Raw genomic sequence first — 21,816 nt, forward strand, 5'->3', positions numbered from 1 at the left:
GTGCGGTCAGGGTGAGGCGCGCGGCGAGCGGCGCTCGCGCACCAGCATCGGTCCGTATTCGAGCGTGAACAGCACAAAGGCCGCGATCCACAATACACCCGAGAGCGCGATCAGGTGATGATAATGCTCCGGCAGCACCTCGGCGAGCGGCCGGATTAGCGCGGCGCCCGCGATCGCGACATAGGAGGCGCTGGTGAGTGCCGATCCCACCAGCGGCCGCCCGGTATGGCCGCGAGTGGCGCGCGTCATCACGGCGAGCATCATGAAGGCGATCACGCCGACGGTCAGCACATGCATGACCGGGTAGTCGCTGAGGAGCTCGATCGCGCCGGCCGATATCGCCAGGAAGCCGAGCGGCACGAAGGCGTAAGCCGCGTGCAGAACGAAGAGCAGCTTCTCCGGCCAGGTCGGTGATCCGTGCCAGCGCAGCAACCGTACCGTATGAAAGGCGCACGCGATCACCGCAATCGCTGCGGTGACGATGTGAACGGGCGCGAAGGTCCAGGCACCGAGCGCTGCAACGCCGATCAGGATCGCCGCGGTGTCGAACCTGTTGTAGGGCACGGGGAAATCGGTGCGGCCAACCTTGTTCAGCCAGTTGCGAGTGAAGCTCGGCACGATGCGTCCGCCGACGATCATGATCAGCATCGTGTAGGCCCCGATCGCCAGCCGCGCTGCGGCGTCGACATCGAGATTGCCGAGGACCGAGAGGTGGAACCAGATATTGGCGGCCGACAAAATTATGAGCCCGCCGATCACCTTGAGGTCCTTCCACTTGCGACCGACGATCACCTCGCGCGCGCAGATCAGCAACAGCACCGGCAGAAACAGCGCCTCGACAGCGGCTGCGACGGGTAAGCCGATGATACCACTCGACAGGAGAGCAACCCGACCAATGACCCAGAGCCCGAAGAGGGCAGCGAGCGGTCGGCCGGAAACCGGCAGCCTTCCCGTCCAGTTCGGGATCGCCGTCAACAGAAAGCCGCCGAGAACGGCGGAGGAAAAGCCAAACAGCATCTCATGCGCGTGCCAATGGGCGGCACCGTAGTCGCCGGCTAGGTCTAATCCGAGAATCAGTGCGGCGATCCACAGCGCCATGGCGCCGATCGCCCAGAGGGCGGCTGCGAGGAAGAACGGCCGAAAGCCATAGGAGAAGAGCACCGGGCCGGTGGTCGAGAGTCCGCGCGGAATGCCGCCGCTCGGTTTCGGTCTTATCAATCTGTCCAACATGGTCGTGGTCCTCGTCGTGCGTCCTTGCGGACTTGCGGATGAGGCTTGATCTATCAATGGGTTCGAAGGCCCTCTTTGCGAAAACGCAAGTATCGCTGCCCGGTCGGACCACCGACGTCGCAAGGCGTAAAGAAAAGCGATCTCCTCCCAACGATTTGTTCCAAGACAAAGACGAGATTCGTCTGTGGTTCTACTTCTCTAGTGACTGCTGGGGGACCGGTGGTCGAGACCGGAGGTGAGGCCGCCCAAGTCGGCGCCGCCCACCCTAACTCGTTGAATACAGGTGCGTTTCGCAGAAGGCCAATCCCGGCCGCTGGAACGCGCCGAAGGAGAGCAAGATGACTGAACAACTTCAGATGACCCGCCGGACGATGCTTGCCGGCGCTGCCCTGGCGGGCGCGGTTGCGCCGCTTCTCCACACCGCTCAGGCGCATGCCGCTGGCGCTGCCGCGGCAGCCGGTGCTGCCCCCGTCGATATCTCGACCCTGCCTCGCGTGAAGGTCGACCTCGTCAAGCCGCCTTTCGTGCACGCCCATGACCAGGTCGCCAAGACCGGACCGCGCGTCGTCGAGTTCACCATGACGATCGAGGAAAAGAAGCTGGTGATCGACCGCGAGGGCACCGAGATCCACGCGATGACCTTCAACGGTTCGGTGCCTGGTCCGCTGATGGTGGTGCATGAGAACGACTATGTCGAACTGCGGCTGATCAACCCTGACACCAACACGTTGCTGCACAACATCGACTTTCACGCCGCAACCGGTGCGCTCGGCGGCGGGGCGCTGACCCAAGTGAACCCGGGCGAGGAAACCACGCTTCGTTTCAAGGCGACCAAGCCCGGAGTCTTCGTCTACCATTGCGCGCCGGAGGGCATGGTGCCCTGGCACGTCACATCGGGCATGAACGGCGCCATCATGGTGCTGCCGCGCGACGGACTGAAGGACGAGAAGGGCCAGCCGCTGACGTACGACAAGATCTACTATGTCGGCGAGCAGGACTTCTACGTGCCGAAGGACGAGGCCGGGAACTACAAGAAGTACGAAACCCCCGGCGAAGCCTATGAAGATGCTGTCAAGGCGATGCGCACGCTGACCCCGACCCACATCGTCTTCAACGGTGCGGTCGGCGCGCTGACCGGCGACCATGCTTTGACTGCGGCCGTGGGCGAGCGTGTGCTCGTCGTCCATTCGCAGGCCAACCGCGATACGCGGCCGCACCTGATCGGCGGGCATGGTGACTATGTCTGGGCGACCGGCAAGTTCCGCAACCCGCCGGATCTCGACCAGGAAACCTGGCTCATTCCGGGCGGAACCGCCGGCGCTGCCTTCTACACCTTCCGCCAGCCGGGTGTGTACGCCTACGTCAACCACAACCTGATCGAGGCGTTCGAGCTGGGTGCCGCCGGCCACTTCAAGGTGACCGGCGAATGGAACGACGACCTGATGACATCGGTCGTCAAGCCGGCGTCGATGTAGCCGGGTGACAGCGGATGATCGTGGGGCCGCGCTCACAGCGACCCCACGCGCGAACAAAGGCACGCGCTTGCCGGCGCGTGCCACTTCCCCCGGAGACCTTCCATGCCCACCACCAAGAAAACTGCGGTTTCGCTCCTCTCGCTAGCAGCACCGGTCGTCCTTTTGGCGGCAATCGGCGGCGTACTTTCGGCGAAGGTGGGGCTGTTCGACGATCTCAAGGACGGCATCGATCCGTCGATCAGGCCGCCGGTGACCGTGACGATCGCGCCGCGACAGATGAGCTATCGGGCGGAGGGACACTTCCTGAAGAACGGTTTTGCCGTCGACGCGCCGATCGTGGTGGCAGCTATCAAGCAGCCGCTCGAGATCATGAAGTATCAGGTGACGCGCGACGACTACGAGCGCTGCGTCGCCGATGGCGGCTGCCAGCAGCCGGAGGGCGGCCATGGCGCCGGCCTGTCGGGTGTGCCGATGACCGGGGTCAACTACACGGACGCGACCGACTATGCGGCATGGCTGACCAAGAAGACCGGCGAGGTCTGGCGCCTTCCGACCGACCAGCAATGGGCGTTTGCCGCCGGGTCCAAATTCCCCGACGATGCGCTGGGGATCGACGGCACCAAGGACAATCCGGCGCTGCGCTGGCTTGCGGACTACGAGCGCGAATCCAGCCGGCAGAGGGCGAAGAACCCGATGCCTCTGCCCACGGGCGCCTTCGGTGAGAACGAGTATGGGGTTGCCGATCTCGACGGCAATGTCTGGGAATGGACCGAGACCTGCCACCGCCGCGTCACCCTCGGCGACGACGGCGAGGTGCTGAAGGAGGCTCCCGCTTGCGGCATCTTTGTCGTCAACGGCAAGCACCGGGCGTCGATGAGCTTCTTCATCCGGGATCCGAAAAGCGGCGGCTGCGCCGTCGGCGTGCCGCCCGATAATCTCGGTTTCCGGCTCGTGCGCGACGGCCGCTGGTATTCGGGCTACCTCTATACCTTTGAACGGCGGCTCCACGGTGCGGGCTGAGATGAGACGGCCGATGAAATTGCTGGGAAAACCGTCGCTCGGGCATAAATGCCGGGTCCTTTTGCAGGACCCGGCACTATGCTAGAGCAAAGGCAATTTCAAATCGGCAGGATATAGGGCCAACGTGGCTGCACTCGATCGCACACTCGTCAAATCGCTTCCCCTGTTTCAGAAGATGAGCGACCCGGAACTGGACACGCTGCTGACGCGCGCCACGGTGCGGCGCGTGCCGCAGAACGAAGCCGTGTTCGAACAGGGGGCGACGGCCGATTTCTTCTTCCTGCTGCTGAATGGCCGGCTGAAGGTGACCCAGGTCACCAAGGACGGGCAGCAGATCATCGTGCGGGTCGTCAATCCCGGCGATCTCTTCGGTTTTGCCCGAGCGCTCCAGCGCAGCGACTATCCGGGCACCGCAACGGCGGCGACCGAAAGCCTGGTTCTCGCCTGGCCGACGGAGCTCTGGAACATCTTCGTCGAGAAAAATCCTCACCTTGCGGTCAATGCCCTCCACACCATCGGCCAGCGGCTCGACGAGGCGCATACCCGTATCCGCGAGATGTCGACCGAAGAGGTCGAGCGCCGCGTCGCGCACACGGTGCTCCGGCTCGCCGAACAGGCTGGTAAACCCGAAAGCGGCGGCATCCGCATCGACTTTCCGATCTCACGCCAGGATATCGCCGAGATGACCGGGACAACGCTGCACACGGTTTCGCGCATCCTCAGCGCCTGGGAGGGGCAGGGTCTGGTCGTCGGCGGACGGCAGAAGCTGACGCTGAAGGACATTCCCGGGCTGCGGCGCCTGGCGGAGCGCGCCGACAACTAGCCCGACCCTTGATTGCCTCTACATGGGGCGAGGCCGTCCGTCCCAAGAACGACAGATCACCAGCCCCTCAACGACCGGTCGTTTCTCGAACCCTGGTGATGCAGGTCCATGAATGGTTGAATCGGCTCGCGTAATTCACCAGTATCGGCAATTGCATGACAATGGCCATGACACGGGGGATGGTGTGGTTCGACTTAGCATGCGTGCCGGCCGCCGGCGGTGGACGATCGGGCGCGCACTTTTATCGGTGGGGATGCTGACGGCCGCGGGGTGTGCCCGGGATCCGCTTGCCCCTTCGATCGTGGTGTTTGGGTCCTACTTTCCAGCCTGGCTGCTTTGTGCCGGGCTTGGTATCGTCACCACGGTTGTCGCAAGGCTGATCCTCGTCCACGCCGGTATCGACGAACACCTGCCCGTGCCGCTTCTCGTCTACCTTTCGCTCGCGCTCACCACCAGCATCGTCTACTGGTTTCTGGCCTTTGGCGGAGCGCCGCATTGAGTGCCGGTGACGTCTTCCGGCGTGCAGTTGCACGCACTCTCGGCCCGCTCATCATCGCCAGTGCGGCCGTTGCAGTCTATTTTACCTTCTGGCAGGTCGATCGCAGCCCGCGCACGGACGTCGCTGAAATCGATGCGCCGACGGTTGCGATCGCCGCGAGCGTCCCGGGCCGGATAATCTCCGTCGAGGTGCGTAACAATGCGAGCGTGAAGAAGGGCGACGTGCTCTTCCGCCTCGATCCGGAACCCTATCGCCTGCGTCTCGAACAGGCGCAGGCCGAACTGAAGGCGACGCAGTCGGAAGTGGCGCAGGGAGAGCGCAATCTCGATCTCGAGCGCGCCAATGCCGACGTTGCGGACCGGCAGATTGCCCGTGCTCAGAACAATGTCTTGCTTGCGCGCCAGACACAGGAACGGCTGGAGCCGCTCTTGCCGAAGCGCTTCGTGACGGCGCAGCAAGTTGACGAGGCGCGAACCGCCGTCAAAGACGCCGAAGTCAGCCTTGCTCAGGCGTTGCAGTCGGCCCACGGAGCCAACCGGGTGATCGGTACCCTCGACACCCGTAAAGCCCAGGCGGATGTCGCACGCGCGACGGTAGCACTTACCGAGCGGGACCTGGAGAACACCGTCGTGCGGGCGCCCTTCGACGGCAAGATCGTCGGCTTGCGCACGACGGTCGGCAAGGTCGTGGTTCCCGCCGAAACGCTGTTCACTCTGATCGATACCGCCGAATGGGAAACCGTCGCTTTCTTCCGCGAAACAGATCTCAAGGCGATCGCCATCGGCAGCCGCGCCGATGTCTTCGTGATGGCGGATCCGGAGCGCCGTATTTCCGGCACGGTCGAGGGTGTCGGCTGGGGCGTGCGTTCGGAAGACTCCGCCACGATCCTCGGCATACCGATCGTTTCCAACTCGCTGAATTGGGTGAGGGTCGCCAAGCGCTTTCCCGTGCATGTGCGGCTTGAAAATCCGCCGGAGGACCTGATGCGCGTCGGCGCCTCCGCCGTCGTCGTCATCGGGCCCGCGCATAACGACGCCGATGCTGTTCCAGCCGCGAAGTAGCGTCCGCTACACGTCGATCCTCTGGGACGAATTGCAACCCTATCCGGGCCGGCTGGACCTTTCCCTGCGCATGGCGCTGGCCACCACGCTGGTTGCTGTAACGGCGATGGCGCTGCGGGTCCCCGAAGCGGCGATCTCCTGTTATCTCGTCTTCTTCGCGTTCAGAGCTGATGCCGGCTCCGGCATCCTGATCGCCATCGGCTTGCTTGTCGGGGCGACGATCGGAATTCTGCTGGCCATCGTCTGCCTGATGGTGGTGGCGGACGAACCGGCACTGCGCCTGGCACTTGTCGCCTTTTTTACCTTCGGCGGCATGTACCTGACGCAGGCAAGCCGTGCCGGGCCGCCGATCGGTACGGTCGCCATGGTCTTTGCCTTCGTCATGACGCTCTACGATATCGTGCCGATCCCGGAACTGCTGATCCGAGGGCTCGCTTGGATGTGGGTGGTCGTGTTCTTCCCGGTGGTCTACCTGATCGCGATCCATCTCATCACCGGCCACAGCCCGGCGCGACGGCTACGCTCGGCGATCGCCGAGCGGTTGGAGGTGGCGGGCCAGCTCCTGTCCAGTGGAGACCACGCGGCGAAACGCGTGGCTGCGACGTTGCTGGCCGAAGGCAATGGCGAGCTCAAGAAATATGCCGGGTTCTCAAAGCTTCTGGCGTTGATGGACAAGCACGACGTGCCGCGCATGCAGGCGGCGACGGACGCGTCCTATGATTTGCTGACGCTGGCACTCGCCCTATCGCTTGATGAACGAAGGCCGCGGGAAAACGCTGCGGCGCCGGAGGTTCTTCGCCGCATTGCCGAAGCGATCCGCAGGCGGAAGCCGCCGGAACAGACGCTGCTAAGCTCACCCGATTTTCGCGCCTTTGAAGCCGGTGATGCCCTCCCGGCGCATCAGGTCGAAAGGATCGTCGATATCTTATCGGGGGCAGACCCGCCCGGGCCGGTGTCAGATGCGCATAAGGAAGGGTTCTTTCTGCCGGATGCTTTCAGCAATCCGCTCTACACGCAGTTCGCGCTGAAGGCTCTGCTTGCGGTGATGATCACCTACATCACCTACACGGCCCTCGATTGGTTTGCGATCCACACCGCCCTGATCACCTGTTTCATGGTAGCGCTTGGAACGACGGGCGAGACCATGCACAAGCTGGCACTGCGGCTGACGGGCTGCCTCTTTGGCGGCGCCGTGGCGATTGGCTCGACGATCTGGCTCGTGCCGCACATGACGGATATCGGCCAGCTCGCCTTTCTTGTCGGTGCGGTCAGCCTCATTGCGGCATGGATCTCCGTCGGCTCGGAGCGCATTTCCTATATCGGCTGGCAGATGGCGCTCTGCTTTTTTCTCGTCGTGCTGCACGGCTTCGGCCCGAGTCTGGATCTCAACGAGGCGCGGGATCGCATCATCGGCATCGTCTTCGGCAACATCGTCGTTTCGGTCGTTTTCTCGACGATCTGGCCGGTCGGCATCGGGCAGGGAATACGCAAGAGCCTTGCCACGAGCGGTGCCACGCTTGCCGATCTGTTAGCGCGTCGCGGCGGCCCCACCGGCGACTATGCCGACCTGATCAGCGGTGTCTCTGGCGCATTGCGCCAGAGTGAACTGCTACGTTTCGAGCCTGCAAACGTGCGACGGGGAGACATCGATGCCCGGACGACGGAGCGCATTGCCCTCAGCCTGCAGGAACTGGCCGCCCCCATCGTCGAATTGCGCGAACACGACCGGGCCTTCGGTCCGTTGCGGGGCGCGCCGGCGCCGCTGAAGCGCGCGGTTCTCGGCTATGAACACGCGGTGGCGCAATGGCTGAACGATCAGGCCGAGGGATTAGAGGCATGGCACCGGCCGAAGCCCAGTGCGGATCTGGCCCTGGCGCTTCGGCGGCTGAAAGCGCGTCTCGCCCGCGCCCGGAAGGCAAGCATGCATGCCGGAGGTTTTCCCCGGCGAATTCGCGACGAGCTCGCCTGGAGGCTTGCACTCTACGAGAAGATCGAGACTGTGGTTCGGCGGCTGGCAGCGGGGGATGCCTTGGAATGATGGTTTCTGCGGGGGCGAGGTGGGTTTCGGTAGGGGTGATCGCCCTTTGCCGAAGCATGTGCCGTGCTGCCCAAGGCTCTCTTCTCCTTGGCGCATTGTCGATCCCGGCAGCCTGCACGTCCGCGGCACTCGATGATCTGGCGCCACCGAGCGCCGACCGGCCGGCCGTTTCGGGAGCGGGCACCAAGGACGCCTCGAAGGTGAGTGCCGGCGCGCCGGATTTCTCTCTCGCGCCGAACCCTGAGATCCCGATTACGATCGCGACGCCGTCGATCGATCCGAAACACGATTACAGCTTGCCGGAACTGGTCGATATTGCCCAGCGAACCAATCCGATCACGCGTGCCGCCTGGCAGCGCGCCCGGCAGGCGGCGATTGCCGTCGGCATCACCGAAGCGGTGTACCTGCCTCTCCTGACGGCCGATGTACTCGCCGGTCTTGAGCAGACGTCGGCGACTGCGCCCGGCATCGGCGGTCCCATACCGATCGCCCCGGGCACGCTGACGACAACTGGCGCGCAGTTCATTCCATCCCTTACGGTCAAGTGGCTGCTTCTCGATTTCGGCGGGCGGGATGCGGGGAGAGAGGCGGCAACGCAATTGGCGTTTGCTGCAAACGTGACCTTCAACGGTACGCACCAGAAGCTGATCTTCGATGTTTCCAACGCCTATTTCGTCCTGACGGCGGCGCGTGTTCAGCTGAAGATCGCCCGCCAGACGGTGCAGAATGCCGAGCTTGTCCAGGCAGCCGCCAAGGCGCGCATGGGTCGCGGCATCGCCACATCGATCGAAGTCGCGCAGGCAAACCAGCAAGTGGCGCAGGCGCGCTTCAACCTGACCCAATCGCAAGGGCACGAGCGCAATGCCTATATGACGCTTCTCGAAGCGGTCGGGGTCTCGCCAACGCTCGAGATCCGAATCGCCGACGGCAGCAATCGTGCTCTGCCGAAGGCTGTGCCCGAGGACCTCAACCGGCTGATTGCGACATCGCTCCAGCGTCGCCCGGATGTGCAGGCGGCTTTTGCCCGCCTGCAGGCCGACAAGAACGGTATTGCGGCCGCCCGCGCGGAGTTCATGCCGAAGGTCGCGCTGGTGGGCAACGTGAACCGCAATATCGGCTCGCTCAGCGTCGAAGACACCCGTTTCGACCAGCGCTCGACGATCCGCGTCAACCAGCCGAACGCCAACCTGATGATCGGCCTGAGCTTCCCGATTTACGATGGCGGGCTGCGCGACGCGCGGTTGCAGTCGGCGATGGCGCAGGTCGGCGCTGCCGAGCAGGAGATGGCGCAGTTGCAAAACAGTGCGGCGCGGGAAGTCGTCGTCGCCTATGATCTGCTGCGCACCAGCCTGGCCGGCTATGCGGCCGCAAGCGAGCTGACGACGGCCGCTCAGACGACCTACGATGCTGCGGTCGACTACTACAAGCAGGGCCTGGGCACGATCACCGATGTCAGCATCGCGCAGACGGCGTTGCTCCAGGCGAAAGTCGCAAAGGCGACCGCCTACAGCGACACGCTTGTCGCCGCGGCAAGCCTTGCTTTTGCAACGGGAACGTTGACGAACCGCAATGCGGTCAATCGCTTCTGACGGCCTGAGGCGACGGGTCGCCCAGTGCCGAACTCACCAGAGGTTCGACGACGCCTCGATCAACAGTCCATCGAATCCGCCGGCAAGAATGCCTGCAACGGCCGTCGTCCCGGCGTACGCGGCAAGAACGACCAATCCCAGCATCGAGATAGCCGATCCGATCCGGATTGCCGAAGCGCTTTCGCTTTCAACGGTCAGTGAAATGGCTACCGGCGCGAACGATATCGGCCGTGGCGCACCTCGGAGGTTCTGGTTGGCAGCACGCAGGAGGCGGGGTGGCCGCGGATACTTCAGGCGGCTTTTTTCGCATATTCCGGGATAGGTTTCGCAAACTGAGCTTGGCATCTGACGTGTCCCTGATCAACTGGATTTAAAGCGATCTTAAGCGCTCCGTCCGCATTGGCCGTTCCCGGGGGAACTTCTAAGTTGAGGGCTTGTTGCCTTCGAGGAGCGGCCGATGTTTCGCGAGCGCCTGGCGAACAAATTCGGTGAAGGCGCTGACGCGGGCCGTGCGCCGCAGATCCTCGTGTGTGAGAAGCCAAAGCTCTCTCGTCATATCGGCGACCGGTGGGCCGATGCGGATGAGACCGGGCGTCGTGTCTCCGAGATAACAGGGCAGGGCCGCAAGACCGATGCCGGCCTTTGCCGCCTCGCGGGCCGTGACCAGCGAATCGCAACGCAAGACCGCGGGTGCCACGAGCGTCGCGCGCATCCATCGTGCCACGCTCGTGGACGCAAGCGCGTCGCCAAGCCCGATCCAGTGCTCCCGTGCAATGTCCAGCGTGGCGGCTGTCAGCTCCCGCACGTCGAGATAGGACGGCGCCGCATAGACGGCGAAAGCGACCTTCGCGATCCGGCGACCGACCAATGCATCCGGTGAATCGACCGCGGGGCGGATGGCAACGTCCGCGTCGCGATGCGAGAGGTTTGCGAGCGCATTCGAGGTGCTGACCTCGAGCAGGACGCCGGGATGGCGTTGACGGAAATCCGCCAGGATCGACGGCAGGATGGACGCCATCAGCGTATCCGTGGTGGTAATCCGCAGGCTACCCTCGAGCCGCAGATCCTGACCCGTCAAGCGGCGCTCGAGCTCCGTGACCGTTTCAGCCATCTGCCGGGCCACGGCTAGCAGCTCCTCGCCGCCGGCGGTGAGCATGTAGCCGGACGGGAGGCGGTCAAACAGCCGGACCCCGAGCTTCTGTTCGAACGACCCGACACGCCTTAACACTGTTGTGTGATTGACGCCAAGCGCCCGGGCAGCAGCAGCAAGGGAGTTCGCCTCTGCGACTGCCAGAACGAAGCGGAGGTCTTCCCAGTCGATACGGTGATGGCTGTGCATGATTGGGCAAACCTAAGACAGGTTGTTCATCGGATGAGCGAATTTGCACCGCTATCACCGCGTATTGTCAATCGCTCTGCGCAATCAAGCTCCACGGTCAAACGCCTTATTCGCTGTGGTACCGTCATTGAAGCGGCTGTGCAAATATGCAGAGGCAGTAGGCGAAACGACAGATCGCTCTGCAACCGAGCACCGTCTAAAGATGGTGTCACGATCGGATGGGCCGATCGGTGGAGCGACGCAAGATGATCCCATTCTTCAGCGATCTGGTGCCTGAGACGAGTGATCACTCGACCGTCCCGCACCTTCCTCAGGTCCGGGCGCACCAGAGCGCGTCCACCTGACCAACCCTTCCTCCATTTTCAACTCACTCTCGTCAAGGAGGTCCCTTCATGGAGACCCTGTTCGTCCCATTGGCCTTGTTTGCGGGTGGTCTGCTCGCTGTCCAGGCGGGTGCCAACGCACAACTTTCCAAAGCTGTCGGATCGCCTTTTGCGGCGACCACACTTCAGCTCGCGATTGGTACCGGTCTGCTGCTTCTCGTCACCCTCCTGACGGGAACAATCGCCGCGCTTGGTGCAATCCCCGCGGTCAAGTGGTGGCATCTCGTCGGAGGCACCGCCTCAGCCGTCTATGTCGTCTCGACCATCGTTCTCTTCCCCCGCCTTGGCGCCGTCGTTTCCGTCGGATTGTTCATCGCCGGACAGATGCTGGCCTCCCTGACGCTCGATAGTTTCGGCCTGCTGGGCGTTCCGCCGACGGGACTGCGGGTCGGGGCCGCCGTTGGCACGCTCGTCGTGCTCCTCGGGGTTGCTATGGTGGTGTTCGGGCAAGGCGGAAAAGACAATGTTAAAGCCGACCGGCTTGGCTGGATTGCCCTTGCGCTGATGGCAGGGGCCGTGCTCCCGGTCCAGGGCGCCGTCAATGCGCTCCTGCGCCATGATCTCGGGGGTGCGCCGTTCGCGGTGGGTGCGATCTCGTTTCTCGTCGCCACGCTCGCCATGGCCGCGGTGATGCTTCTGGTGCTCGCCGGGCAAAAGACATCCCGTCCCAACATCACCGGCGTGCAGACGATGCCCTGGTGGGGTTGGCTCGGTGGTTTCGCCGGAGCGACCTATGTCACCACGGTCTTTACCGCAATCCCAGCGATTGGTGCGGCCGCGGCGGTTGGTCTCACCGTGGCCGGCCAGCAGGTCGCAAGCGTCTTCGTCGATCGCTATGGCTGGTTCCGTCTGCCGCAGAGGTCCGTGTCGGGGCTACGCCTGGGCGGCGTGGTGCTGCTGTTGGCCGGTGTCGCCGTTATTAAACTCGTCTGAAGCCGCAACCGATCGCGATCTGCCGAACGCCGGAGAATTGCCATGTCATCCACATCGCTTGCCTGGATCTACCTCGTTCTATCCGGCGTTGCAGACGTCGCCTGGGCCGTCAGCACCAAGTTCTCGAACGGTTACAGCCGCCTGTCCTGGACGCTGGTCTCGATCGTTGCCTTGGTGATCTTTCTGTCCCTGCTCACTCAGGCGCTCAAGACCTTGCCGCTCGGAACAGCCTACGCGGTCTGGACCGGCATCGGCGCCGTCGGTTCCGTGCTCTGCGGTGTGCTGCTCTTCGGAGAAACCATCACAGTCTCGCGGGCAACCGCAATGCTGGTGATCGCCGGCGGCGTCATCGCGCTGAAGGTCGTGCCGGCCTGAATTCCGCCGGTGTCGGCATTAAAACATAGTTTCTTCAATATATTGATCGATGTTCCTTAACAAAGTTCTTGAGAACGTCAGCCGGCCGACCGGCATCGTGTATGGTACGGCGCCAGCATCTCGTCACGACAGTTCGCCGCCCCACTAGATAGGCAATCGCCTTTACAGAAGCGGCCGCGCAAGCATTTCGGCGCCGAGGACGAGCAGACTGATGAGGAACCAGCGCCGGAATACGGGCGGGTCGACACGGTTGCGAACGACTTGCCCCGCCCACATGCCAGCGAGCGACGGCGCAATCGCGAGGCCGGAGAAGAGCAGATTGTCGGCCTCGAAAGCGCCCCGCCAGACGAGCCCGGCGGTGAGGGCGACTGTGGAGACGGTGAAGGAGAGGCCGAGCGCCTGCACCAGTTCGTCCCGTTCAAGACCTAGCGCCTGCAGATAGGGCACGGCCGGGATGACGAAGACGCCGGTTGCGCCCGTGACGATCCCGGTTGCCGCGCCGACCACGGGAGACAGCCACGGCTCCCACTTCGCCGGAACGCGAAGCTGGCGCGCAAAGAGCGTGAAGGCGGCGTAGAGAAAGAGGGCCGCACCAAGTGCGCCCGTCGTGAGCGCGGTGCTGCCACCGGCAAGCACCGAAGAACCGCTGAGCGTGCCAAGAACGACCGCCAGCATCATCGGCCAAAGCCGGAGCGCAAGCGCGCCGAAGCTCGGGCCCGCGAGAAGCTGCCAGACATTTGTCACGAAGGACGGGGCAATCAACAGGCTGGCGGCCGCAAGTGGAGAGATGAGCGTACCGAGCACGCCCATCGCCAGGGTCGGCAATCCCATGCCGGTGACGCCCTTGAGGATGCCGGCGGCGAAGAAAGTTGCGGCAATCGCAACGACGAGGGACGGAGCAAGATCGAGCATGCCATCGGCATAGCGTATACCCGCATGGGCACAATGCGGATCATCCGCAGTCAGACTTCGGCTGGTCCGAAGGCTGTTTTTCCGTTAGCCTCCTTTGCATGCGTTTCGATCTTATCGACCTTCGTCTGTTTCTTGCCGTGGTGGATGCCGGCAGCATGACCCATGGTGCTGCGGATGCCGGGCTTTCGTTGCCGGCGGCAAGTGAACGTCTGCGCGACCTGGAGATGATCGGCAAAGTCAAACTGCTCGAACGTGGTCGCCGCGGGGTGCAGCCGACACCGGCCGGAGAAGCGCTCGCGCATCACGCCCGGCTGATCCTGCGCCAGATGGCGCGGATGCGCGGCGAGCTTGGTGAACACGCCGATGGCCTTCGAGCAACAATCCGGCTTGCGGTGAACACGGCCGCACTCACAGAGTTTCTGCCACAGCGGCTCGGCGCCTGGATGACGGCGCATCCGCGGATCGACGTCGATCTGAAGGAACGGCAAAGCATCGAGATTGCGAGAGCCGTCGCCGCCGACCTCGTGGAGATCGGCATTCTTTCGGACGCGGTCGATACTGGCGGCCTGCAACTGCGTCCCTTTGCCGTCGACCGGCTCGTCGTCGTCATCCCACGCGATCACGTATTCGCGGCACGCAGGCGAGCACTCTTCGCCGACATTGCGGACCAGCCTTTCGTCGGCTTGGCAGATGGCGCATTGCAGAGCCATATCGATGCACAAGCTCGGAGATTGGGGCTGACGCTGAAGATGCGCTCGCGCATGCGTAGCTTCGAAGGCATGTGTCACATGGTTTCGGCGGGTGTCGGCCTTGCCATCATGCCGGAGACGGCGGCACGGCGCGGCGGCAGATCTGCCAAGACCGCGTTCGTGCGCCTTGCTGATGACTGGGCGACGCGGCGGCTGTCCGTATGCGTGCGCGCGGAAGAGGAACTGTCCCCGCCGGCGCGAGACCTGTTCGAGCATCTGGGCTCGAGCGGTTCGCATTGACCTTAGAAACGCGCCGGTAGCCTCACGCGCTCCGTTCCATGCGTTTGGCGTCGTCGCGCGAAGGCGGCCTTTGATCGCAAAGATTGATTTTCCCTTGGAACTCTTCGCGCCTTTGGCGGTTGGGCTCCCATAGGGATATCGTTCGGCCCGATCCTTTCCGGGCCTATAGCGTGAGAAGGAGATGGAGCATGATACTTTTCCGAACAGGACAGGACACGCCCCGGACTCCCACCTTCTCTCAGACGGACCGCCCGTGCGTTCCAACGCACGAGACACCATGCCGGACCTCTTCTGCAGGCAGCGGGGCATCATCATGATCGGAAAATCGATGCCGGCCTATGTGATCGATCTCGCCTTTGTCGAACGGATGCTAGAGATGGCGGAACGGCGTATCGCCGAGCCCACGTCGAGCGAAGCTCTCTACCGAGAGATCGCCGACAAACTTGAGCGAACCGAAGGGGATCCGAAGATGGCGCGCATCCTGCTCGTCACCTTTACCAATTCCTACGCCGCGCACGTCACAAGCGGCGATCGCCTCCGAAAGCTGAGAATTGAAGCCGAATGGGGATCTTTCTTGCGCCGAAGGTGGCTTTGAGGCCGCGAACGGAGCGCGTCCACGACAGGCGTCCTGAAACGCGGCAGTCGAGCTTAGCAGAGCAACAGGAATACGGGCATCAGCGCGACAAGATAGGCTAGACCGTCGGCCGCCAGGCGATCGCGCAGGTTATGCGCAGCGAAGGAGTTGCCCGATAGGCGTCCATTATTGTTCATTTTTATTCTTCCTGGGTCGTTGTTGTCGAGCCCGCCGGGAGGAGAGGCCGGGCTCGTCGCATATGGGAGACAGCTCGGTCGGGATCAACGAAGAGCGCCAGGCAAAGCAGCGCCCACTCGAAATTCCGACGTCGACCGCTTGCTGATCTTCCAACGCGGTGCTTGAGGAGCCGGGTGTTAGCAGGGTTTCGACCCGATGCAATCCTTTGCCGGTCACGTCCTTGCACGTTTGCGTGAGCCCTGCGGTTTGCGACTGGAAACCAGGTGCGCCCTAGCCGGCAAACCTGACGACTATTTGCACTTGCGCTCAGTTCGCCAGGCCGATCGGATTTGCCTTCGGACGGGAGGCATCGCACGTGGCCATCTGGCTTCCCGACATGACCGCGTGCGATGGTTATGGTTGGTTTAGGCTCGCTGTGCCAGCGACGCCCCTTCAGGGATTCGGCCTTTTTCCCGCCGGATCGCCAACTTCCGCACCAGGACATAGAACACCGGTGTCAATACGAGGCCGAACAAGGTAACGCCGAGCATGCCGGCAAAGACGGCGATGCCCATGACGTGGCGCATCTCTGCGCCTGCACCTGTTGCAATCACCAGCGGAACGACGCCTGCGATAAAGGCAAGCGACGTCATCAGGATCGGTCTGAGCCGAAGGCGGGCCGCCTCGAGCACGGCGGACAGAGGGTCGGCGCCTTCATCCTCTTTCGCTCGCGCGAACTCGACGATCAGGATCGCATTCTTGGCCGCGAGCCCCACGAGAACAACAAAGCCAATCTGCGTGAAGATGTTGTTGTCTCCGCCCGTAAACCAGACGCCTGCGATTGCGGAAAGCAGCGCCATAGGCGCGATCAGCAACACGGCGAACGGCAAAGACCAGCTGTTGTACTGGGCGGCGAGAATGAGAAACGCCAGCAGGACAGACAGAGGGAAAATGTACATCGCCGTGTTTCCGGCCTGCTTTTCCTGATAGGCGAGATCCGTCCATTCGAAGGTCATGCCGGGTGGCAGCGTCTCCGCCGCAATCCGTTCTATGGCTGCGGTTGCTTGGCCGAACGAATAGCCGGGCGCCGGGCCGCCGCTGATATCGGCCGACGGGAAGCTGTTGTAATGCATGACGCGATCCGGTCCCGAACTGTGCTTGACCGTCAACAGCGCCGACAAAGGTATCATCGCGCCCGCCGCGTTGCGCACCTTCAGCCGGCCAATGTCTTCCGGCTGCATGCGGAATGGCGCGTCTGCCTGGACCACCACGCGATAGGTCCGGCCGAAGCGGTTGAAATCGTTGGCGTAGAGAGAACCGAGGTTGACCTGCAGCGTTTCGAAGATGGTGTTGAGCGGCACCCCTTGAGACTTGGCTTTCACCCGGTCGATGTCCACCTGCACCTGCGGCGCATTCACCTGAAAGCTTGCAAGCATGCCGGCAAGCTCCGGCGTCTGCATCGCCTTGCCCATGATCGCGCCCTGCGCTTCGGCGAGCGCCGCAAAGCCGAGACCGGCCCTGTCCTCGACCTGGAACTTGAAACCGCCGGTCGTACCGAGACCCGGGACGGGCGGCGGCGGGAAGATGCCGGCAAAACCGTCGGGTATCTGGCTGAACTTACCCATCAGGCGACCTGCGATCGCGAATGCGGACAAGGAGGGATCCTTCCGTTCGTCGAAGGGCTTCAACATCGTGAAGATGACAGCGGCATTGGGAATATTGACCATGCCGTTGACCGAAAGCCCCGGAAAAGCGACGACGCTTTCGACGCCCGGTTCCGCGAGGGCTATCTCCGACATCCTCTTGACGACCGCCTCGGTCCGGTCAAGCGAGGCTCCCGTCGGCAATTGGGCGATGCCGACCAGGTAGTATTTGTCCTGCGCCGGGACAAAGCCGTTCGGCACGGTCTGGAAGCCCAGCCATGTCGTGGCGACCAGGCCGGCGTAAACGAGAAGGACGAGTGCGCTGAACCTGACGGCGCGGCGCACGGACCAGACATAGGCGTTCGAAGCGCGCTCGAAGAACCGGTTGAAGAGCCGGAAGAACCAGCCGAACAGGCCGTCTATCACGCGCGTCAGGAGATCGCGCTTCACTTCGCCGTGGTGTGGCTTCAGAAGCACGCCTGCAAGTGCCGGGGAAAGGGTGAGGGAGTTGACCGCGGACAGGATCGTCGAGATTGCGATCGTCAAGGCGAACTGACGATAGAACTCGCCTTGCAGGCCGGATAGGAACGCTGACGGAATGAACACGGCCGAGAGCACGGACGTGATCGCTATGATCGGCCCGGTCACCTCGTCCATGGCCTTGCGCGCCGCTTCCTTCGGCGTTTCGCCAAGCGCGATGTGACGCTCGACGTTTTCTACGACGACGATCGCGTCGTCGACCACGATCCCGATCGAGAGCACCAGGCCGAACAGCGACAGCGTGTTGAGCGAAAAGCCGAACATGTACATCAGCGCGAATGTGCCGACCAAGGAGATCGGCACGGCAACCAGCGGGATGATCGACGCGCGCCAGGTCTGAAGAAAAAGCACGACCACGATGACGACCAGCACGATCGCTTCAAGTAGCGTCATCACCACGGCCTCCAGCGAGGCCTTCACGAAGACGGTGGGATCGTAGGCGATGCGATACTCTATGCCCTCAGGAAAGCCTTTCTGCAGGTCTTCCATCGTGGCGCGAATGGAGCTCGCCACGTCGAGCGCGTTGGCGCCGGGGCTTTGGATGATCTGCAGCGCCAGCGCCGGCTTGCCGTCAAGAAGACTGCGCAGCGCATAGGAGTCGGCGCCCAACTCGATGCGGGCAATGTCGCGCAGCCGGGTGACCTGGCCATCGGCGCCGGTCTTGACGACGATGGCGCCGAACTGCTCTTCGTTGGATAGCCTGCCGAGCGTGTTGACCGTGACCTGCAGCGCTGCCGAGGCATCCGGTTGCTGGCCGACGGAGCCGGCGGCCACCTGAGCGTTCTGCTCCTGGATTGCAGCAACCACGTCGGAAGCGGTCAATCCGCGCGCCGCGACCTTGGCCGGATCGAGCCAGACCCGCATGGAGTATTCGCCGGCTCCCCAGACGAGCACGTCACCCACACCCGACAGGCGCGCGAGCTGGTCGCGGACCTGCAGCGTCGCGAAGTTCGATAGGTAGAGAGGATCGTAGCGGTCATCGGGCGAAACCAGATGCACGACCATCAGGATGTCGGGCGAGGTCTTCTGCGTCACGACACCGATGCGCTGAACTTCCTGCGGCAGACGCGGAAGCGCGCGCGAAACCCGGTTCTGAACCTGGATCTGCGCCATGTCGGGATCGGTGCCCTGCTGAAAGGTCACCGTCAGCGTCATGCGCCCGTCGGTTGCGGCCTGCGAGCTCATGTAGAGCATGTTCTCGACGCCGTTGATCACCTGCTCCAGCGGAGCCGCCACCGTTTCGGCGATCACTTCGGGGCTGGCACCCGGATAGCTTGCGGTCACCTGCACGGTCGGCGGCGTCACCTGGGGATATTCGCTGAGCGGCAGCTTTAGGAGGGTCAGGCCACCGCCGATCAGCATCAATACGGAGAGAACGACCGCAAAGATGGGGCGGTCGACAAAAAAGCGTGGAATGTTCATCGACGCGCCTCCTGCGAAGCGGCGGCCGCTAAGTCACCTTCGGCCGCCTCGCCCGACACCATCGAAACCGTCTGCGGGTCAACCTCCATACCAGGGCGCACGAGACCCTTGAGAATGATCTTCTCACCCGGCCTGAGACCGCTTGCGACGACACGCAAGCCGTCGATCATCGGACCGAGTTCGATCGGCCGGTACTCGGCCTTGTTCCCCGAGCCCAGCGTCAGCACATAGCGGCGACCCTGGTCGGTACCGATCGCCTGATCGTCGATCAGAACGGTGCGGGCTGGCTGGGCCGTCACAAGGTTCACCCGAGCAAAGAGGCCCGGGGCCAGCAGTCCATCCGGATTCCGGACGATCGCGCGGGCCCGGATCGTGCCGGTGCTGCGTTCGACCTGGTTGCTGATGAAGTCGAGCACACCGGCATGGGGGAAACCGGCATCCGTCATGAGGCCAATCCCGACCGGCAACTTCTCGGTTCCGCCTTCTCCCTTGTCAGGACGCGCTCGCCCGCCAAAATCGAGAAACGTCGCTTCGTCGATGTCGAAGTAGACGTAGAGCGGGTCCGTCGAGACGATGGTGGTGAGGAGCGTGCCGGCACCCGCATTGCCGCCTGAAACAAGGTTGCCCTCGGTCACCCGGACACGATCGACCCGCCCGCCAATCGGGGCTGCGACGCGCGTGAAGGAGAGATCAAGCTCTGCCGCAGCCACTGCCGCCTTGGCGATTTCGACCTCGGCCTGCCGTTGGCGCCGCACTGCCTCGGCATCGTCATAGGTCTTGCGCGACACGGTCCCGTTCGGAGCCAGGGATTTGGCGCGCTGGAACGCGATGTCGGCGTGATCGAGCAGAACGATCGCCTGTTTCAACCGCGCCTTGGCGGCGTCCAGGGCGACTTGGAACGGTCGCGGATCTATCTGGAACAGGACCTGTTCCGGTTTGACGAGAGCGCCTTCGGGAACACTCACCCTGTCGATGGCGCCGCCGACACGCGGACGCAGTTCAACGGATTTTGCCGCCTCGAAGTGGCCCGTGAACTCTACGGCTGGCGCAACCTCGCGCGTGATGACCTCGGCGACCGGAACCTTGGGCATGGGCGCACCCGTGGTTCCGGTCGCCGCGACTGCCTCCGACGCACTGGTCGAGGAGGCAAGCCCAAGAAGCCCGCTGGCGAAGGTTCCCATTCCATCGCCGTCGGCAAGCGCAAGCCCTCCAACGGTTGCGATACCGGCTAGGAACAGGGCGGCGGCCTTTTTACTCATTCTCGTTCACCTTCATTTTGTTCACGCTTGCGGCCGGAGCGGCCACGGCAGCGATCAGTTCATCGCGAAGGTGCGGTTTCCAACGATGGAAAGGTCAAGACCTCCTGAAACTTCTTTCGCTCACCCTGATACGAATGGTCAGGTTCTGCCGATAAGAGATTGGCAAATATGGATTTTCGTCTTGTGTATTCCCCGCGGCTGGCACTCAGGCGGGGGCCGCCGACCACGACTGAGCTGTGCTCTTTGCTGGCGCCACGCCACCGTCATGTGGTCGCGCCGAGAGTCCCACTAGGCGATCGGTCCAGGTTCGCCTCGCATTCCAATCTCCGAAACTGAGAACGTCGGCGGTGATCCGATATCCCTTGACCTTACCAGCGCTGGAAGCCGCAGCCTGCGGGCATTTTCGCTTGCCGCCGTCAGGAACCGGCCCGCGAGAGAATTCGAACTCTGTGAGGAAACATTTGATATGACCGTCAAACGCATAGACATACGATCGGCACGAACAAACCTCGAAGTGCACGCCGACCAGACCATTCTCGACGCTGCGCTCGCCGCCAAGCTTCCTTACCCCCATGGCTGCAGATCCGGGCGGTGCGGCGCTTGCAAGTCTCGGCTGATCGAAGGCGAGGTGGAGCTTCTCCAGCATTCGCCCTTCGCCCTCACCGATGAGGAGAAAGCCGGCGGTCTCATCCTTGCCTGCCGGGCGCTTCCGGTAACGGACACCGCCGTGGCATGGCTCGGAGGCGGCGAAGAAGATGCCGTCCAAACGCCCCAACGGCTAAGCGGCATCGTTACGCATCTGGAGGACCTCACGCACGACATCAAGCTGGTGCGCATCGATGCGGAAGATGGGGGCAGCTCTCGTTTCGTCGCTGGACAATATGCACAGGTGAGTTTCGACGGGGTCCCCGCCCGCAGCTATTCCATGGCCAACCGGCATGGCGACGGCCGGGTGGAGTTCCACATTCGCCACGTGGTCGGCGGAGCGACCTCGCAATATGTGCACGGCGCTCTGAAGGCCGGGGACAAGGTGACCCTCGAATACCCGATGGGATCCTCCTATCTGCGGGAGAACCACTCCGGCCCGATCCTGTGCATCGCCGGCGGCTCCGGCCTCGCCCCCATCAAATCGATCGTCGAAACCGCCCTTGCCCACGGCCTGAAGCAGCCGATCCATCTCTACTTCGGCGCACGCAGCGAGCGTGATCTCTACCTCGTCGATCATTTTCGCGCGCTCGCCGAGTGGCACGCCAATCTCGTCTTCCAGGCCGTGTTGTCGGAGGCGGATTCGGCAGGATACCGCCGTGGATTCGTGACGGAGGCAGTGGCCGAGGATCTGTCTGACCTCGACGGATGGAAAGCCTATGTCGCCGGCCCGCCGCCGATGGTGGATGCGGCAATGGAGGTTGCGTTTGCGCGCGGCCTGAACCGCTCAGACATGCATGCCGACGTGTTTTTCACGCCCGAGCCGGCGGAATAGCCGCTCTCGGGCGCAAAATCGGCGGCGCAACTGCTTCATCTCAGCCTGGCGGAAG

Annotated in this window: 18 protein-coding genes; 12 read left to right on the top strand and 6 right to left on the bottom strand. The window is 63.2% G+C overall.

Translation table 11 applies throughout. The features are described from left to right. Window positions 1-6: 6 nt before the first annotated feature. Window positions 7-1,230 (bottom strand): NnrS family protein, encoded by a 1,224-nt coding sequence (locus tag ASD63_RS08870; protein ID WP_060529042.1) that lies wholly within the window; start codon window positions 1,228-1,230, stop codon window positions 7-9. A 338-nt stretch (window positions 1,231-1,568) separates the two neighbouring features. On the opposite strand from ASD63_RS08870, the gene nirK reads away from it, so the two are divergent. From nirK to ASD63_RS08905, 7 genes are all read left to right on the top strand, one after another. Beyond that, window positions 1,569-2,705 carry a copper-containing nitrite reductase gene (gene nirK / locus ASD63_RS08875; protein WP_034790564.1) on the top strand — a complete coding sequence of 379 codons (1,137 nt, stop codon included), beginning with the start codon at window positions 1,569-1,571 and terminating at the stop codon, window positions 2,703-2,705. A gap of 102 nt (window positions 2,706-2,807) precedes the next feature. After that, entirely contained in the window at window positions 2,808-3,725 is a 918-nt protein-coding gene (locus tag ASD63_RS08880; RefSeq protein ID WP_060529043.1) for a formylglycine-generating enzyme family protein, read from the top strand. 124 nt (window positions 3,726-3,849) lie between these two features. Next, window positions 3,850-4,548, top strand: a complete 699-nt coding sequence (locus ASD63_RS08885) for a Crp/Fnr family transcriptional regulator (protein ID WP_034790556.1) — start codon at window positions 3,850-3,852, stop codon at window positions 4,546-4,548. A gap of 184 nt (window positions 4,549-4,732) precedes the next feature. Further along, window positions 4,733-5,047 carry a YtcA family lipoprotein gene (locus ASD63_RS08890; RefSeq protein ID WP_234824515.1) on the top strand — a complete coding sequence of 105 codons (315 nt, stop codon included), beginning with the start codon at window positions 4,733-4,735 and terminating at the stop codon, window positions 5,045-5,047. Next, on the top strand, window positions 5,044-6,108 hold the full coding sequence (gene mdtN / locus ASD63_RS08895; protein WP_060529045.1) for a multidrug transporter subunit MdtN: 1,065 nt from the start codon (window positions 5,044-5,046) through the stop codon (window positions 6,106-6,108). Before ASD63_RS08890 ends, mdtN begins: the two co-directional genes overlap by 4 nt. Further along, a complete protein-coding gene (locus ASD63_RS08900) occupies window positions 6,086-8,146 on the top strand; it encodes an FUSC family protein (RefSeq protein ID WP_060529046.1) in 2,061 nt (686 codons plus the stop codon). Before mdtN ends, ASD63_RS08900 begins: the two co-directional genes overlap by 23 nt. Beyond that, the gene (locus ASD63_RS08905) at window positions 8,143-9,735 is read left to right on the top strand and encodes a TolC family protein (protein ID WP_082572820.1); all 1,593 of its coding nucleotides are present in this window, start codon (window positions 8,143-8,145) and stop codon (window positions 9,733-9,735) included. The genes ASD63_RS08900 and ASD63_RS08905 overlap by 4 nt, the downstream gene beginning before the upstream one ends. 421 nt (window positions 9,736-10,156) lie before the next feature. Here ASD63_RS08905 and ASD63_RS08915 read toward each other — a convergent pair whose 3' ends face one another. Beyond that, on the bottom strand, window positions 10,157-11,074 hold the full coding sequence (locus ASD63_RS08915; RefSeq protein ID WP_060529049.1) for a LysR family transcriptional regulator: 918 nt from the start codon (window positions 11,072-11,074) through the stop codon (window positions 10,157-10,159). 392 nt (window positions 11,075-11,466) lie between these two features. Between ASD63_RS08915 and ASD63_RS08920 the strand changes: the two genes are divergently transcribed. Both ASD63_RS08920 and ASD63_RS08925 read left to right on the top strand, forming a co-directional pair. Continuing rightward, entirely contained in the window at window positions 11,467-12,390 is a 924-nt protein-coding gene (locus ASD63_RS08920; protein WP_060529050.1) for a DMT family transporter, read from the top strand. Between the two features lie 42 nt (window positions 12,391-12,432). After that, a complete protein-coding gene (locus ASD63_RS08925) occupies window positions 12,433-12,765 on the top strand; it encodes a multidrug efflux SMR transporter (protein WP_060529051.1) in 333 nt (110 codons plus the stop codon). Window positions 12,766-12,927: 162 nt separating this feature from the next. Here ASD63_RS08925 and ASD63_RS08930 read toward each other — a convergent pair whose 3' ends face one another. Continuing rightward, a complete protein-coding gene (locus ASD63_RS08930) occupies window positions 12,928-13,677 on the bottom strand; it encodes a sulfite exporter TauE/SafE family protein (protein WP_060529052.1) in 750 nt (249 codons plus the stop codon). Between the two features lie 98 nt (window positions 13,678-13,775). Here ASD63_RS08930 and ASD63_RS08935 point away from each other — a divergent pair, with 98 nt between their 5' ends. Continuing rightward, window positions 13,776-14,666 carry a LysR family transcriptional regulator gene (locus tag ASD63_RS08935; RefSeq protein WP_060529053.1) on the top strand — a complete coding sequence of 297 codons (891 nt, stop codon included), beginning with the start codon at window positions 13,776-13,778 and terminating at the stop codon, window positions 14,664-14,666. Window positions 14,667-14,994: 328 nt separating this feature from the next. Beyond that, window positions 14,995-15,261, top strand: a complete 267-nt coding sequence (locus ASD63_RS08940) for a hypothetical protein (RefSeq protein WP_143106266.1) — start codon at window positions 14,995-14,997, stop codon at window positions 15,259-15,261. 53 nt (window positions 15,262-15,314) lie between these two features. On the opposite strand, the gene ASD63_RS36575 is transcribed toward ASD63_RS08940, so the two are convergent. The 3 genes from ASD63_RS36575 to ASD63_RS08950 all read right to left on the bottom strand — a co-directional run bounded on the left by ASD63_RS36575 (window position 15,315) and on the right by ASD63_RS08950 (window position 20,281). Then, window positions 15,315-15,437: a hypothetical protein gene (locus ASD63_RS36575; protein WP_255380984.1), complete on the bottom strand. Its 123-nt coding sequence runs from the start codon at window positions 15,435-15,437 to the stop codon at window positions 15,315-15,317. A gap of 405 nt (window positions 15,438-15,842) precedes the next feature. After that, entirely contained in the window at window positions 15,843-19,022 is a 3,180-nt protein-coding gene (locus ASD63_RS08945) for an efflux RND transporter permease subunit (protein WP_060529055.1), read from the bottom strand. After that, window positions 19,019-20,281 carry an efflux RND transporter periplasmic adaptor subunit gene (locus ASD63_RS08950; RefSeq protein WP_060529056.1) on the bottom strand — a complete coding sequence of 421 codons (1,263 nt, stop codon included), beginning with the start codon at window positions 20,279-20,281 and terminating at the stop codon, window positions 19,019-19,021. Before ASD63_RS08950 ends, ASD63_RS08945 begins: the two co-directional genes overlap by 4 nt. Window positions 20,282-20,747: 466 nt before the next feature. Between ASD63_RS08950 and ASD63_RS08955 the strand changes: the two genes are divergently transcribed. Further along, entirely contained in the window at window positions 20,748-21,761 is a 1,014-nt protein-coding gene (locus ASD63_RS08955; protein ID WP_060521146.1) for a 2Fe-2S iron-sulfur cluster-binding protein, read from the top strand. Window positions 21,762-21,816 lie beyond the last annotated feature (55 nt).

Origin of the sequence: Ensifer sp. Root558, from assembly GCF_001427045.1 — a bacterium.
In the GTDB taxonomy this organism is placed as follows: domain Bacteria; phylum Pseudomonadota; class Alphaproteobacteria; order Rhizobiales; family Rhizobiaceae; genus Ensifer; species Ensifer adhaerens.

Coding starts and splice junctions, on each gene's coding strand:
- ASD63_RS08870 (WP_060529042.1), bottom strand. CDS start 1,230: ATGTTGGACAGATTGATAAGACCGAAACCGAGCGGCGGCATTCCGCGC.
- nirK (WP_034790564.1), top strand. CDS start 1,569: ATGACTGAACAACTTCAGATGACCCGCCGGACGATGCTTGCCGGCGCT.
- ASD63_RS08880 (WP_060529043.1), top strand. CDS start 2,808: ATGCCCACCACCAAGAAAACTGCGGTTTCGCTCCTCTCGCTAGCAGCA.
- ASD63_RS08900 (WP_060529046.1), top strand. CDS start 6,086: ATGCTGTTCCAGCCGCGAAGTAGCGTCCGCTACACGTCGATCCTCTGG.
- ASD63_RS08905 (WP_082572820.1), top strand. CDS start 8,143: ATGATGGTTTCTGCGGGGGCGAGGTGGGTTTCGGTAGGGGTGATCGCC.
- ASD63_RS08915 (WP_060529049.1), bottom strand. CDS start 11,074: ATGCACAGCCATCACCGTATCGACTGGGAAGACCTCCGCTTCGTTCTG.
- ASD63_RS08920 (WP_060529050.1), top strand. CDS start 11,467: ATGGAGACCCTGTTCGTCCCATTGGCCTTGTTTGCGGGTGGTCTGCTC.
- ASD63_RS08925 (WP_060529051.1), top strand. CDS start 12,433: ATGTCATCCACATCGCTTGCCTGGATCTACCTCGTTCTATCCGGCGTT.
- ASD63_RS08930 (WP_060529052.1), bottom strand. CDS start 13,677: ATGCTCGATCTTGCTCCGTCCCTCGTCGTTGCGATTGCCGCAACTTTC.
- ASD63_RS08935 (WP_060529053.1), top strand. CDS start 13,776: ATGCGTTTCGATCTTATCGACCTTCGTCTGTTTCTTGCCGTGGTGGAT.
- ASD63_RS08940 (WP_143106266.1), top strand. CDS start 14,995: ATGCCGGCCTATGTGATCGATCTCGCCTTTGTCGAACGGATGCTAGAG.
- ASD63_RS36575 (WP_255380984.1), bottom strand. CDS start 15,437: ATGAACAATAATGGACGCCTATCGGGCAACTCCTTCGCTGCGCATAAC.
- ASD63_RS08945 (WP_060529055.1), bottom strand. CDS start 19,022: ATGAACATTCCACGCTTTTTTGTCGACCGCCCCATCTTTGCGGTCGTT.
- ASD63_RS08950 (WP_060529056.1), bottom strand. CDS start 20,281: ATGAGTAAAAAGGCCGCCGCCCTGTTCCTAGCCGGTATCGCAACCGTT.
- ASD63_RS08955 (WP_060521146.1), top strand. CDS start 20,748: ATGACCGTCAAACGCATAGACATACGATCGGCACGAACAAACCTCGAA.